Origin of the sequence: Microbacterium sp. 18062, from assembly GCF_902706225.1 — a bacterium.
GTDB lineage: Bacteria > Actinomycetota > Actinomycetes > Actinomycetales > Microbacteriaceae > Microbacterium.
In genome coordinates this window covers 48,828-62,436 of sequence record NZ_CACSKB010000023.1, presented here as the reverse complement: position 1 = coordinate 62,436, position 13,609 = coordinate 48,828, and the positions used below count along the sequence as shown (strand labels likewise).

The following is a 13,609-nucleotide window of genomic DNA, read 5'->3' as shown; positions in this document are numbered from 1 at the left end:
ACGGACAACACGATGCGGAGCTTCTTCTCCGCCGGGATCGTCGGGGGACGACTCATGATTCAGACCTTTCGATAGGGGCATTGCATCAGCAACTAACTACCCCTGCCAAACATTCTGACGCGCGACATCATCACTCAGCCACGCGCTCACCCAGAGACGCCGAGCCCACGCAGGACGGGTGGCGCTTGCGGGGAACCACGTGCTCATCGAGCGTCGACGCCACCGAGTGAGACGCGTCGACCTCGATGCCCGCGCGCCCGCCTCTCGCGCCTCAGTCCGTGATGGGCGTCGCCAAGGCCTCAGGCTCACCGGCGTCCGCCAGGGCGCGGAGAGCGCGTCCCAGCACCTGGAGGTCCTCGATCGTCTCCCCCGAGATCATCCTCCCCCACGACAGGGTGAGGAACCGGAACACGGTGTTCTCGTACCGCCCGCCATCCGGCAAAGCCCTTGATGCGAGGGACCGAACGGCGACGCGCGTGCGCCAGGGGCCGCCGCTCACGAGGACGTCCCGAATGTCGAACTGCGCTCCGGGCAGCAGACGCAGCGTCCGCCGCCACCATCGGATCATCGCATCTCTGCTCGTTCGGTGACCGCCGAGCGCGTGATCCCCGTGGAAGTTGTACTCGAACACAGGGGCGAGCCCGTCGACCATCGCCATGTAGTCACCGGAGTTGATGCGGTCGAAGGTGGAGCGGACCTTAGCGCGAACGATCCTCTTGTACATGCGGCTCCTCCGCTCCGGCCGTGATTTACGTTACCCTCGGTAACACTATGGTTCGCTCTGGTCGCCCACGCAAGGATGTGACCGATCAGCGCATCCTGGACGCCGTCGCGGAACTGGTCGTCGAACGCGGCTACGCGCGGGTCACGGTCGATGACGTGGTGGAGCGTGCGGGCACGAACAAGCCGGCCTTCTATCGGCGTTTCCGGAACCTCGCCGACGTCGTGCCTCGGCTGCTCGCAAGCCGACACGGCACCGACGAGGACATCGACACCGGCACGATCGTGGACGACCTGATCGAGGTGCAGCACCGGCAGCGACGGCTGTTCACCGACCCCGTGTTCGCCCGCGGCTTCATCGGATGGCTCGCCGACGTCGCCGCGGACCCGGCGCGGGGCGCACCGTTCCTCTCCGGCTACCTCGGGCCGCGGCGAGCATACACGCAGGTGATCCTCGACCGTGCCGTCCGGCGGGGAGAGATCGCCCCGGACGCTGATCCCGGCTGGATCGCCGACCTGCTCACCGGACCGCTCCTCATGCGTGTCACGCTGCCAGGGCTGCCCCCACTCGATGACGGCCTCGCGGCGCGAACGGTTCACGCAGCGCTCGATGCGCTCGGCTACACGGGCGATCGCAGCACGATCCCTAAGCTCGCCGGCCCGTGACGCGAGGAACGGATGGTCCGCGACGATCGTCGTGGACCATCCGTTCGCCATGTGATCGGCCGCGCCTATTCCTGGTCATCGCCGATCGGGAAGCGGCCGATCACGGTTTCGCCGTCCGAGGCATACACGTTGATGAACTCCTCCCCCTCGAACGCCGTCAGCTCCTTGTCGAGGATGTACCCCTGCCGACCGTTCGTCGCGACGGCCGCCATGAGGTCGGGAACGCCGTCGGCGTTGGGGACGCCGTAGGTCTGGCCCTTGGCGTTCACGCCCCACGGCGTGGTGGCGGACGTCCCGTACTGGGCCGTGACGGTCCAGTCGGTGCCCGGATCCGCGGTGACGGTGACGAACGTGGTGCCCTCGGCGGGCAGCCGTCCGTCGCTGATGTGGATGGTGTCCTTCCCGATCGGGTCGCTGCAGTCCCACTCCACCCGAGGGCTGCCGTCCCCCGCCAGCGGGACGGAGATCACCCCTCCCTCGGTGCAGGTCACGTCGAGGATGACGACTGCGGCATCAGCGGGCGGATCGCCGAGCTCGACATCGGCAGTGCCGGTGAACGAGCCGGTGACGATGTCGCCGAGCGGAGCCACCGTCGTCTCGCCTGGAAGGTTGCTGAGGACGATCGCCCCGCCCGTCAACGCACCGGCGAGCAGGACCGACCCGACCGCGATCGTCGCGACACGCGCGCGTCGTGCCCGACGTTGCAGACGACTTGCAGGGGTGCCGATGGCCATGAGCTCCTGCTCGATGGATGCGGCGCGAACGGGGTCGAGAGTGCGCGTGTTCATGAGCTTCCTCCTTCTGTGGCCGGTTGCCCGGCTGCATGCTGGTCGTGGGCGAGGCTCTCCTGCAAGCGCTCCCGCGCACGTTTCAGCCGCATCCGAGCCGTCCCCGGTCTGATTCCGAGAGCCGTGGCGGCATCGGCGATGCTGAGACCATCGAGGGCGGTCAGAACCAGCAGGGCGATGTCCGAACGACTGACGCGCACGAGCACCTCCGAGAGCCGCACGCCGAGCGCCTGCGTTTCGATGTTCGCGATGGCGACCGTTTCTGCGTTGACGCTCTCCTGTCGTGGCAGGGAGGCGATGAGGTCGCGGTAGCGCAGGGAGCCGCGGCGATGGTTGCGCGCCAGGTTGACCGTGGTGACCAGCAGCCACGGAAGGACGGTTCCGTTGACGAGACGGACGGAGCGCCGCTTGCGCCACAGCTCGAAGAACACCGCCGAGGTGACGTCCTCGGCACCGTGGACGTCTCCGACCACACTCAGTGCACGACGATAGACCCGGCCCTGATGCTCGCGAAACAGCGCGGCGAACGCCGTCCCGTCCCCGGTGAGCGCTCGTTGCCACGTCCCCGACTCGTCGGCGATGTCTGAAGCCATACCTCGTAGTGTCCGACAGACCTCAGAACGTCACGCATCGGGACCGGCGGAGGGATCGTGTCGTCGAGGGCCCCGACCGACCGCGTCCCGGCCCTCGATCCCGCTCGGTGGGACGCCGCGTTGTGCAAGTTGCTGCATCCGCCGGAGGACAGTAGGCGACATTCATAGTGACGCGCGCACGTTCGCGCGGCATCGTGGTGATCGAGACACTCACCCCCGACAAAGCCGTCAGGGGGCACGACCGGAATCCCGAAAGCCGGCGCCGCGCCGATCACTCGGGCCCGATTCAGCACGGCGCAACGACGCCCGTGCGTGCACGCGAGAGGCAACCACATGGACATCCGCGCAGTGATCAAAGACTCACCAATGAGTCGATTCCAGATCTTGACGGTGATCGTCTGCGTCGCCGCGACGGTCGTCGACGGCTTCGACCTCATCATGGTGACATTCCTCGCCCCGCAGATCTCGGCTGAGTTCGCGCTGAGCGCCTCTCTGCTCGGCGTGGTTCTCGCCGCCGCCACCGGCGGGATGGTCATCGGTGCCGCGGCGCTGACTCCGCTCGCCGACCGAACGGGCCGCCGACCCATCATCCTGGCCAGCCTCGCGCTCGGCGCGGTGGGCATGCTCGTCTCCGCCCTCTCCCCCGATGTCGCGGGGCTCGTCTGCGGCCGAGTCATCACCGGCATCGGCATCGGCGGCGTCATCGGTTCCGTCGGCGTGCTGCTGAACGAGTACTCGTCGCGGCGGCGCTACGGACTGATCATGGGCATCTTCGCCTCGGGCATCGGACTGGGCGGCACATTGGCGGGCGGACTGACAGCACCCGTCGTCGCCGCATTCGGCTGGCGGGGCGGGCTCGTGGCGGGCGCGATCGTCACCGCGCTGGCGCTCGTCGTCGCCGCCGTCGCGCTGGCGGAGTCGCTCGAGTACCTGGCGGCCCACCCGTCAGAGAGGTCCTTGCACCGCACGAACCAGATCCTGCGACGGATGGGCCACGAGCCCCTCACGGAGCTGCCGCCGGTCGCCAAGCGCACGGCTGCGCCGATCCGGGGAGTGTTCGTCGGCAGAGCGGGACGCCTCACCGTGCTGGCGATGGTCGGCTTCGGCACCCTCCAGATCTCCTTCTACTTCGTCACGTTCTGGATGCCTCAGGTCGTCTCCCTGCTCGGAGCCCCCGGGCTGGCCGTCGCGGTGTCCATGGGCATGGGGCTGGGCGCCGTCGTGGGCAGCCTCGCCTTCGGCATCCTGTCGACATGGATCTCCCGCGGCGCGCTCACGGCCGTCATGATCGCCCTCGGCGCACTGGCTCTGGCAGGCATGGCGTTCGTCACCGCGGCTCCGAACGCGCTCGTGGTCCTGGCGATCACGACGACCCTCATGGGCAGCGCGGGGATCGCGGGCTACTACGCGATCGTTCCCAACATCTACTCCGCCCGCATGCGCGGCACGGGATTCGGCGCCGTGCTCGCCGTGGGCCGACTGGCCGCGTTCACCTCTCCGATCATCGGGGGATGGCTGATCGATGCGCGACTCGGTTTCGTCGGCGTCTTCGTCGCCTTCTCGGCGCCCCTTCTGATCGCGGCCGTCGTCACCGTCGTCATCGCATCCATGGGACGTCGTCGCGAATCGGAGGACACCCCCAGCGCGACGCCCACCCTGGAGTCGGCATAGGCCCGAACCGCAACAGAAATCACCCACCCCGACCACCATGCGCGGCAAGCCGGAAGGTACTCGAGACATGCCCGAAACACCCGTGGAGACCGGCGGACAGCGGGGATACCTGCGAATCGCCACCGAGGAGGCCTTCGCCACCACCGAGCAGATCGCGCTGTATCGAGAGCTCCTGGAAGAGCCCGGCGTCGATCCGGGGTTCCAGAGCCTCATGGGCTTCTATATCAACAGCACGGCGGAGCGGCCCCGATTCATCTTCGAGAACCTGCAGGATCTCGGCGATCGACGGATCGCCGAGATGGATGCTCGGGGGATCGACCGCCAGGTCATCGGGATCACCGCCCCGGGCACCCACGTGCTCGACCGAGATCGGGCGGTCGCGCTGGCGAGGAATGCGAACGACGAGCTCGCGGCCGCGTGCTCGACCCACCCGGACCGTTTCACGGGCATGGCGGCGTGCGCCCCGCAGGATCCGCTCCAGGCGGCCGCCGAGATCGATCGCGCCGTCTCCGAGCTCGGCCTCCGCGCCGTCGTCTACAACTCCCATGTGCAGGGCGAGTACCTGGACGACCAGAGGTTCTGGCCGATCCTCGAGGCGGCCGAGGCGCTCGATGTCCCCATCTATCTCCATCCCAACACTCCCCCGGCGGACATGATCCAGCCCATGCTGCGCGCAGGACTCGACGGAGCGATCTTCGGGTTCGGCGTCGAGACCGGGATGCATGCGCTGCGGATCATCACCTCGGGCGCTCTGGATCGGTTCCCACGCCTGCAGATCATCCTCGGCCACATGGGCGAAGCGCTCCCGTTCTGGCTCTATCGCCTCGACTACATGCATCAGGCGACCGTCAAGAGCGGTCGCTACGAAGCGATGAGGCCGCTTCGACGAGGTGCCGTCTCGGAGTACCTCAGAGAGAACTTCATCATCACGAACTCGGGAGTGGCATGGCCCGACGCGATCGATTTCACCCAGCGCGTCATGGGCGTCGAACGGGTGATGTACGCGATGGACTTCCCCTATCAGTGCCCCGTGGAAGAAGTGGAGGAACTGGACCGGATGGACATGCCCCTCGATGCGAAGAGAGCATTCTTCCAGACCAACGCCGAGCGGGTGTTCGGTCTCGCGCAGCCCGTGGACGGGGGACGTGCATGAGCGTCATCCCGACCACGGATCCCCGCTCCACGAGCGACGAGGACATCGACCGCACGCTTCCCGTCGCAGGGATCCGGGTGGCCGGAGCGACGGTGGAACGCCCCCGGCAGGCGGTGGAGAACCCCGCACGGCGGGGCGAGACGGTCGGCTATCTCGCCCTGGGCCTCCCCGAGGACGTGGACTCCGCCGTGGAGGCGGCCGTTCACGCCGTGCCGGGCTGGGCGGCGACGCCACCGCTCGACCGTGCGCGGTCGCTGCAGCGCGCCGCCGACGTCTTGGAAATCGAGATCGATCGGCTGGCCGATCTTCTCGTGGCGGAGGTCGGAAAGGTCAGATCGGAGGCGCTCGGGGACGCGCGCGGAGCACCGGCCCTCCTCCGGCTCTTCGCCTCCTACACAGATCAGATCTCCGCGGCCGCCGACGGGCGGAGCATCGAGAGCAAAGTGCGCGGCGACGTGACCGTCCGGTACGTCCCCAAGGGACCCGTGGCCGTGATCCCGCCGTGGAACACTCCCGTGTACCTCGCGTTCATGGCCATCGCGCCTGCGCTGATGGCCGGCAACCCCGTCGTCGTGAAGCCGCCGGAGGTCGCTCCCCTCGCTCTCACCGCAGCCCTCGACGCGCTCTCGGCCGTGCTCCCCGTCGGTGTCGTCGGCATCGTGAACGGGCTCGGGAGCGACGCCGGAGCAGCGCTCGCAGGGCATCCCGGCATCCGCAAGGTGCTGTTCACCGGCAGCGTGCCCACCGGTACCGCGGTCATGCAAGCGGCGGCCACGAACATCACCGACGTGGGCATGGAACTCGGCGGCAACGACGCCGCGATCGTCCTCGACGACGTGCACATCGACGAGGACATGATCGCCGAGTTCCTCGCGGGATCGTTCGGCCTGAGCGGCCAGATCTGCTACAACATAAAACGCATCTACGTCCACTCCTCGCGATTCGAGGAGTTCGCCCGAAAGCTGGGCGACGGCATGGACCGGCTGGTCATCGGGGATCCTGCAGATCCCCGAGCCCACATCGGGCCGTTGGCGACGCCGTCAGGACCGCCTCGCATCGCCGAGCTCATCCGAGACGCCGAGGAGCGTGGCGCGACGATCTCCTATCGGGGAACGATGCTGGAGACCGCGACACCCGCCGCCGGACACTACGTCCGGCCCGCGCTCGTCATCGGCGGTGATCCGCTGGCCCGGATCGTGCAGGAGGAGCAGTTCGGCCCCGCCATCCCGGTCATCCCGTTCGACACCGAGGCCGAGGCGATCGCCCTGGCGAACGGGACGGAGTTCGGACTGGCCGGATCGGTATGGTCTGCGAACGTCGACCGAGCACGCGGACTCGCCGGTCAGCTCCTCGCGGGCACGGTGTTCGTCAACATCCACCGCGTCGGAGCATCGCCGGCAGAAGCTCCGTTCGGCGGGTTCAGACGGAGCGGGATCGGACGCAACCACGGGATGGAGTCCGTGCTCTCCTGCATGGAGACGCAGACCCTGGTCACAGTCGAAGACGAGCAGTCGATCGCGGGCTTCGAACGATGGCGACGTCTGCTCAATGGGATGTCGGAGAGTGATCGCGCTGATACTGACTAGGCTGAGGCATCCCCGGCGCTCCGCGGCAGAAGCGGAACCGCCGGCGGGGCGACAGCGGATTTCGAGGATTGAGCGGTGCCGCCATGCCATCTCGCGTGGATGAACGACTCTGGGATGCCGTCGTGGTCCCGGACTCCGCCACCCCGCCGGGATCCCCGCCGGGCGTCGTCCTCGCCAAGGCCACGGCCCTTCTGGGGGACCGGCTCACCTCCTGGGCGCTGGAGGTCGGCGAGCGCGCCTGCGCCGACGTGTTCGGCACCCTCTCGCCCGAACGCCAAGCGCTCTTCGGCGACCTCATCCGACCCGCGATCCACCAGGCGTCGTTCGAGCTCATGGCCTACCTGTCGGGGCGGCGAACGGCGAGGTGGTTGAATCGCGACCAGCGGTCCGCGATCCTCGCCGCGGTACGTGAAGACCTCGACACCTCCTACCCGGGCATCATGAACGGCATCCGCACCCTGGAGCGGCATTGGCGGCTCTCGTTCATCGATCTCATCCTGACGACGTTCCCCGTCGACGACGCCCGGGCGCTGCTGGCCGAGGTGGAACACCACATCTCCCTGTTCTTCGATCAGCAGATCGACGAGGCCGCGGGCATGTACGCCGCTGAGGAACGCCGCCGCTCCGACGATCGAGCACATGAACGACGTGAGCTGGTGACACGGCTGATCGACGGCGGTCCGGTGGCCGAGAGCCGGGTCGAGCAAGTGCTCGGACTGCACGTCGCTCATGAGCACGCGGCGATCATGCTCTGGGTCGACAGGGCGCCGGCGGGCGATCTCCTCCCGTCCGCGGCAGAGCTCGCACGGTCCTTGTCGCGGGCGGCGGCGGGATCGACATTGATCGTGCCCGTCGAGGCGGGCGAGATGTGGGGGTGGATCTCCCATGACGAGGTCGAGCCGGAGGCGATCGCGGCCGAGGTCTCCGATCTGCTCGCGGGATACCCCTTCGTCCGGGCGGCGATCGGTGAGGCCGCCGGAGGACTGGGCGGCATCCGCGTGTCGCACCTCATGGCCGCATCCGCCCGCCGCTACGCGTCCACCGCACAACGGACCTCACGGGTGACGCGCTACCGGGACCATTCGCACATGGGACTGCTCCTGGCCGATGCGGAGCAAGCCCGTTGGTTCGTGCAGAACGAGATCGGTCCGCTCCAGGGCGCGGACCCGGCGCTCGCGGACCTCAGATTGACGTTGCTGACCCTGGCCAGGAACAACGGGAACCTGGGGCGAACGGCGGAGGATCTCTTCGTACATCGGAACACGGTCTCGTACCGCGTCCGACGGATCGCCGACCTCCTCGGCCGCGAGCCGCTCTCGAGGCTGTTGTCGACGCACGCGGCGCTCGAGCTCGCCGCGCTGCTCGACGAGGAGCGCTAGCGAGCCGCATCCATCCGCGCGGCCGTGACCCGGCCGCCCCGAACCAGAGGATCCTCATCATGCGACAGTCACTGCGATCGCTGATCGCCGACCTCGGGGTCGAGCTCACACCAGACCTCATCACCGCCACGCAGACGACGTACGCCCGCATCATGCCTCCCCCGGACCGGCGCGTGACGGTCGTGCGCGACATCGCCTACGGCCCGCACGATCGGCACCGGCTGGACGTCTTCCACGCGCATGGCCCGGCCGAGACGCCGGTCCTCCTCTATGTCCACGGCGGCGGATTCGTCGGGGGCGACAAGCGCTCTCCGTCCCACCCGTTCTACGACAACGTCGGCGACTTCGCCGCTCGATCGGGACTGCTCGGAGTCACGATGAACTATCGGCTGGCTCCCGGCCATCCCTGGCCGTCCGGCAGTGACGATGTCGCGGCCGCGGTCCGATGGGTCCGCGCCCACGCGACCGAGTTCGGAGGATCTCCCGAGCGGATCTTCATGATGGGACAGTCGGCCGGAGCCGTCCACGTCGCCGATCTCGTCGCCGCCTCACCGGACGACCTCACGATCTCGGGAGCGATCCTCGTGTCGGGTCTGTACGACATCGTGTCCGCGGAGCGAACCCCGCTGCTCCACGCCTACTACGGGGAGGAGGCCGAACGATACGAGGCCATGTCCCCCACGGCCGGTCTGCTCCGCAGCGACGTGCCTCTCCTGCACACGATCTCGGAGTTCGACATCCCCGACTTCCAACGGCAGGCGGCACGTTTCGTCGACGCGCACGCATCCGCACGAGGCACCTACCCTCGCATGCACTACCTGACCGGACACAACCATCTCTCACCCGTACTCGCCCTCGGAACGCCGGAGGACACCCTGGGTCCGCTCATCGCGGAGTTCATCCTCGGTCACGGGCACACGCTCATCGACGCCGTGTTGTGAATGCCGCACAGCGAAACGGTCAGCGCTGTCGGATCCGCCAATGACTCCGCAGGACACCTCACGCAGGATTGCGTGAACAGTCCGACCATCGGAGGCTTGCAATGTCGCAACCACTCGAAGCCGGCGCCGTAGCGCCGCCGACTCTCGACACCATCCACAATCCGTTCCTCGAGGGGCCGTTCGCGCCCATCCAGCAGGAGATCACCGCCACTGACCTCGTCATCACCGGTGAGATCCCGCGGGAGCTCGACGGCCGGTTCCTTCGGGTCGGCCCCAATCCGATCGACCCCGGGGATCCCGCCACCTACAACTGGTTCATGGGCACCGGCATGATGCACGGTGTCCGTATCCGCGACGGGCGCGCGGAATGGTACCGGAACCGTTTCGTGCGCGACGACGAGGTCGTCGCCAAACGGGGCGGGAAGCCTGTCGAGGGACCCCCGCATCTCGGCGGGGGCACACGATACCTCCGGTCCAACACCGTCAACACCCACATGTTCAGCCAAGCCGGCAAGACCTGGGCGTTCGCCGAGGCCGGTGTGCTTCCGATCGAGGTCACCGACGAGCTGGAGACCGTCGCACGATCCGATTTCGAAGGCACCCTCAACGGGTCGTGGACCGGACACCCGCATCGGGACCCGCGGACCGGCGAACTGCACGGCATCGCCTACTACTGGGACTGGCACCACGTCAGCTACCAGGTGATGGGAGTCGACGGCCGCATCACCCGGCGCATCGATGTGCCCGTCCGCGGCAAGCCGGTCGTTCACGACATGGCTCTCACCGAGAAGTATGCGATCTTCCTCGACGGTCCGGTCAACTTCAGCCACGAGCTACAGGACGCCGGGTTCGACTTCCCCTACGCCTGGGACTTCGAGTACGAGACGCAATGGGTGCTGATCTCTCGCGACGGGACCTCGTCCGACGTCATCCGGTGCTCCTTGCCCGGCCAGACCGCCGTGTTCCACATCCTCAACGCCTACGACCTGCCCGACGGCACCGTCGCCCTGGACGGCGTCAGCTACGATCGCCTGTTCGTGAACGATCGCACCGGTCCAACCGAGTCGCCCTCCAAGCTCGACCGGTTCATCCTGAACCCGCGAACCGGACGCACCACCGTCCGACGGCTCGACGACCGGGCTCAGGAGATGCCTCGCATCGACGACCGACGCACCGGATCCCTGCATCAGTTCGGCTACTTCAGCTCGCGCGGGGACGAGGGCAGCCAGGTGCTGAAGCAGCACGTCGAGCGCGGAGTCACCGAATCCTACGCCTACGGTCCGGGAAAAGTGGGGATGGAGGCGGTGTTCGTGCCGCGCCATGAACACGCAGCGGAAGACGACGGATGGTTGATGACATATGTCAGCGACCTCGCGACGCAGACGGCCGAGATGGTGATCATCCCCGCGCAGGACATCGCCTCCGGTCCCGTTGCACGCATCCACATCCCCCAGCGCATCCCGCTCGGGTTCCACGGCAACTGGATTCCGAGCGAGCACCGCTAGAACGACAGAGAACGGGGTCACGGCCGATGGCCGTGACCCCGTTCTCTGTTTCTCCTGCTGTTACTGCTGACCCACCTGCGTACGCGAGCGGCGGAACGCGACGAGCGCGATCCCGGCGAGCAGCAGGGCGACAGCGCCTCCGACGAACGGAGTGATGTCACTCATGCCCGTGGCAGGGAGCGAGCCGGAGCCGCCGCTTCCACCACCGGGGCCGGGGACCACCGGAGCGGCCGCGACCTCGAAGGTGACCGTCGTCGGGTCGCTGGTCTGCCCGTTGACCGTCTGCGTGACGACGAGGGTGTGCGCGCCGGCAGCGGGAGCGGCGAACTGCACCGACCACGCGCCGTCCACGACCTCGGTCTCGCCGGCGGCGGCACCATCGAGCGTGACGGTGATGTCAGCGCCGTTCAGGCCCGCGCCGTTCGCGCCCGTGGGGCTGCTCTCGTACGCGAAGCGAGCTCCCGCGAGGGGGCTGTTCACCGTCGGGGCCGCCGGGACCACGGCGAACGAGGCGGTGGCGGATGCGGACACCACACCGCCGCTCGACTGCCTCGCGGTGACCTCGTGCGCGCCGATGCCCAGGTCGGTCTCGACCGACCAGGTGCCGTCGGAGCCGACGGTGGTGGTCTCGTCGACCGCACCGGTGAGGGTGAGCGTCGCGCCCGCCACACCGGTGCCGCTGATCTCGGTGAGCTCGGTGACGATGCGTGCACCGTCACCCGGCACGGTGATCACCGGAGGAGCGGGCAGCACCTCCACGCTGTACGAGACCTCCGCGGACTCGTTGAAGCCCTGCTTGGCGAGCAAGGTGAACTCGAAGTCGCCGTACTCGTCGGGTGCCGGGAAGCTCCAGTTGCCGGATCCGTCGATCGGCACCTCGAACGCCGCCTCGCCGTCCGGGGTCACGACCAGCGTGTGGTTCGCGGGGCCCGTGCCGGAGATCGTTCCGCCGGCGCCGATCTGTCCGCCATCCGCCGGCGAAGCCAGCACCGGCGCGTCGACGAACACGGCGACCGAGTAGCCGCCCGTGAGCGAGAGACCGGCCTGCAGGTCCGCACCCCAGGTCAGCGAGACGCCGTCCGAGGTCGTCCCACCCGACAGGATGCCGACCGCGGTCGTACCCTGGTAAAGCGCACCGCCCGAGTCGCCCTCAGCCGAGTCGAGCGTCGCGAGGAAGCCGTAGACCTGTCGTCCGTCGACGTTCGCCCACCCGCCGACAGCCTCGACATTGCCGGTCGTGTGGCCGGTGGTACGACCCGACTTCTCGACTGTTCCGAGCTGCGCAGTGCCGACCGAACGCACCTGCGTCGTCGACGCCGAGAGGTCCTCGGATGCGGCGGTCGTCCAGTCCGTGATCTCCGGAAGCAGCGTCAGGTCGCTGTTGACGACATCCCAGACCGAGATGTCGACGGCATCCTCGGAGCCCTCGGTTCCCGGCGTGTTGCCCGGGCCACCGTACTGGCTGAACTCGAGCTCGCCGAGAAGGTACGTGAGCGCAACGTCGTCGTTGTCGGAGGCACCGCCGCCCGCCGGGTCGCCGGTCGGCAGGGTGAGCGCGCTGGCCGTGAGGAGGCCGTCGTCGGTGCAGTGACCCGCCGAGATGATGGCCGGGTCACCGGTCGCGTTCCAGCCGGTGAAGCCGACCGAGCAGAGGGCGCCCTGATCGGGGGCTGCGGGATCCACGGCGAAGTAGCCGGCGCCGCCGACGACATCGGTGTCCGCGGTCGTGGTGAACGGTGCGTCGATGACCTTCACGACGACGTTCGAGTTGCCCTCGACGAACTCGTCGGCGGCGCCTTCCAGGTTCTCCTGCGGCGTGGTGGTGTACACCACCACGCGACCTTGACCGTCCGTGGCGACCGCCTGGACGCCCTCGTCGGTCAACAGCTGCTTCGCCGTCGCATCGAAGGCGGCGCCCGACGTCGGAGCGGTGGACTCCTCGTCTGCGATCGCGGCCGTGGGGACGAACGCGCCGGACAGGGCCAGGGCGATCGCTGCGGTCGTGCCGACTGCAGCAATGTGTTTCTTTCTCGCTGTCATCATCTCATCTCAATATCCGTAGGGGGATCGACGCCAGCGAGCGAACACGCGCGCGAGAAGACTGTCCGTCTCCCCACACCGTCACCGACGTCAGGACTACCCTAGGGTTTTCTGAGAGAAACCTATGAACGATCATTCACGTGGATGCATTTCAGGGAAACGGAAAATCGATCATGAACGCTCGATCCACCGCGGTGCTCGTCATCACGACGGCACTCATACTGCTCACCGCCTGCGCTTCGCCGGGCGCAGGCTCGCCCTCCTCATCGGGCCCCGAATCCCCCGTGGGCACCTGGGGCGACCCGTCGTCGGCGCACATCGTGCTCGCCGAAGACGGCTCCCTCTCGGGCTCCGACGGCTGCAACGGGCTCAACGGCACGTACACCGCCGACGGCGCGACCCTGACCTTCAGTCTCGGCTTCAGCACGCTCAAGGGCTGCATCGGCGTCGACACGTGGTTGCGCGGCATCACGACGGCGACGATCGTCGACGGCACCCTTGTGGTCTACGACGACCAGTCCACGCAGATCGGCACCCTCGATCGGACGACGTCGAGCTCATGACTCG

At 68.0% G+C, this 13,609-nt stretch carries 12 protein-coding genes; 8 read left to right on the top strand and 4 right to left on the bottom strand.

What is annotated here, in order from left to right:
* Positions 1-271: 271 nt before the first annotated feature.
* Positions 272-724, bottom strand: coding sequence for a nuclear transport factor 2 family protein (locus GVL03_RS10410; RefSeq protein WP_159500930.1), 453 nt, complete (start codon positions 722-724; stop codon positions 272-274).
* Positions 725-801: 77 nt separating this feature from the next.
* Here GVL03_RS10410 and GVL03_RS10405 point away from each other — a divergent pair, with 77 nt between their 5' ends.
* Positions 802-1,386, top strand: a complete 585-nt coding sequence (locus GVL03_RS10405) for a TetR/AcrR family transcriptional regulator (RefSeq protein ID WP_159500929.1) — start codon at positions 802-804, stop codon at positions 1,384-1,386.
* 65 nt (positions 1,387-1,451) lie between these two features.
* Here the strand turns inward: GVL03_RS10405 and GVL03_RS10400 are convergent, their stop codons facing one another.
* Both GVL03_RS10400 and GVL03_RS10395 read right to left on the bottom strand, forming a co-directional pair.
* Complete coding sequence (locus GVL03_RS10400; protein WP_159500928.1) at positions 1,452-2,174, bottom strand: hypothetical protein; 723 nt, start codon at positions 2,172-2,174, stop codon at positions 1,452-1,454.
* The gene (locus GVL03_RS10395; protein ID WP_159500927.1) at positions 2,171-2,767 is read right to left on the bottom strand and encodes an RNA polymerase sigma factor; all 597 of its coding nucleotides are present in this window, start codon (positions 2,765-2,767) and stop codon (positions 2,171-2,173) included. Before GVL03_RS10395 ends, GVL03_RS10400 begins: the two co-directional genes overlap by 4 nt.
* 366 nt (positions 2,768-3,133) lie before the next feature.
* On the opposite strand from GVL03_RS10395, the gene GVL03_RS10390 reads away from it, so the two are divergent.
* The 6 genes from GVL03_RS10390 (at position 3,134) to GVL03_RS10365 (ending at position 11,002) form a co-directional block, all read left to right on the top strand.
* Positions 3,134-4,438: an MFS transporter gene (locus GVL03_RS10390; protein WP_159500926.1), complete on the top strand. Its 1,305-nt coding sequence runs from the start codon at positions 3,134-3,136 to the stop codon at positions 4,436-4,438.
* A gap of 67 nt (positions 4,439-4,505) precedes the next feature.
* Complete coding sequence (locus GVL03_RS10385) at positions 4,506-5,591, top strand: amidohydrolase family protein (protein ID WP_159500925.1); 1,086 nt, start codon at positions 4,506-4,508, stop codon at positions 5,589-5,591.
* Positions 5,588-7,177, top strand: coding sequence for an aldehyde dehydrogenase (locus GVL03_RS10380; RefSeq protein WP_159500924.1), 1,590 nt, complete (start codon positions 5,588-5,590; stop codon positions 7,175-7,177). The genes GVL03_RS10385 and GVL03_RS10380 overlap by 4 nt, the downstream gene beginning before the upstream one ends.
* 83 nt (positions 7,178-7,260) lie before the next feature.
* The gene (locus GVL03_RS10375; protein WP_159500923.1) at positions 7,261-8,556 is read left to right on the top strand and encodes a CdaR family transcriptional regulator; all 1,296 of its coding nucleotides are present in this window, start codon (positions 7,261-7,263) and stop codon (positions 8,554-8,556) included.
* A gap of 59 nt (positions 8,557-8,615) precedes the next feature.
* The gene (locus GVL03_RS10370) at positions 8,616-9,497 is read left to right on the top strand and encodes an alpha/beta hydrolase (protein WP_159500922.1); all 882 of its coding nucleotides are present in this window, start codon (positions 8,616-8,618) and stop codon (positions 9,495-9,497) included.
* A 101-nt stretch (positions 9,498-9,598) separates the two neighbouring features.
* On the top strand, positions 9,599-11,002 hold the full coding sequence (locus GVL03_RS10365) for a carotenoid oxygenase family protein (RefSeq protein ID WP_159500921.1): 1,404 nt from the start codon (positions 9,599-9,601) through the stop codon (positions 11,000-11,002).
* Between the two features lie 60 nt (positions 11,003-11,062).
* Here the strand turns inward: GVL03_RS10365 and GVL03_RS10360 are convergent, their stop codons facing one another.
* Complete coding sequence (locus GVL03_RS10360; RefSeq protein ID WP_159500920.1) at positions 11,063-13,045, bottom strand: S1 family peptidase; 1,983 nt, start codon at positions 13,043-13,045, stop codon at positions 11,063-11,065.
* Between the two features lie 170 nt (positions 13,046-13,215).
* Between GVL03_RS10360 and GVL03_RS10355 the strand changes: the two genes are divergently transcribed.
* Positions 13,216-13,605: an META domain-containing protein gene (locus GVL03_RS10355; protein ID WP_159500919.1), complete on the top strand. Its 390-nt coding sequence runs from the start codon at positions 13,216-13,218 to the stop codon at positions 13,603-13,605.
* The last annotated feature ends 4 nt before the right edge of the window (positions 13,606-13,609 follow it).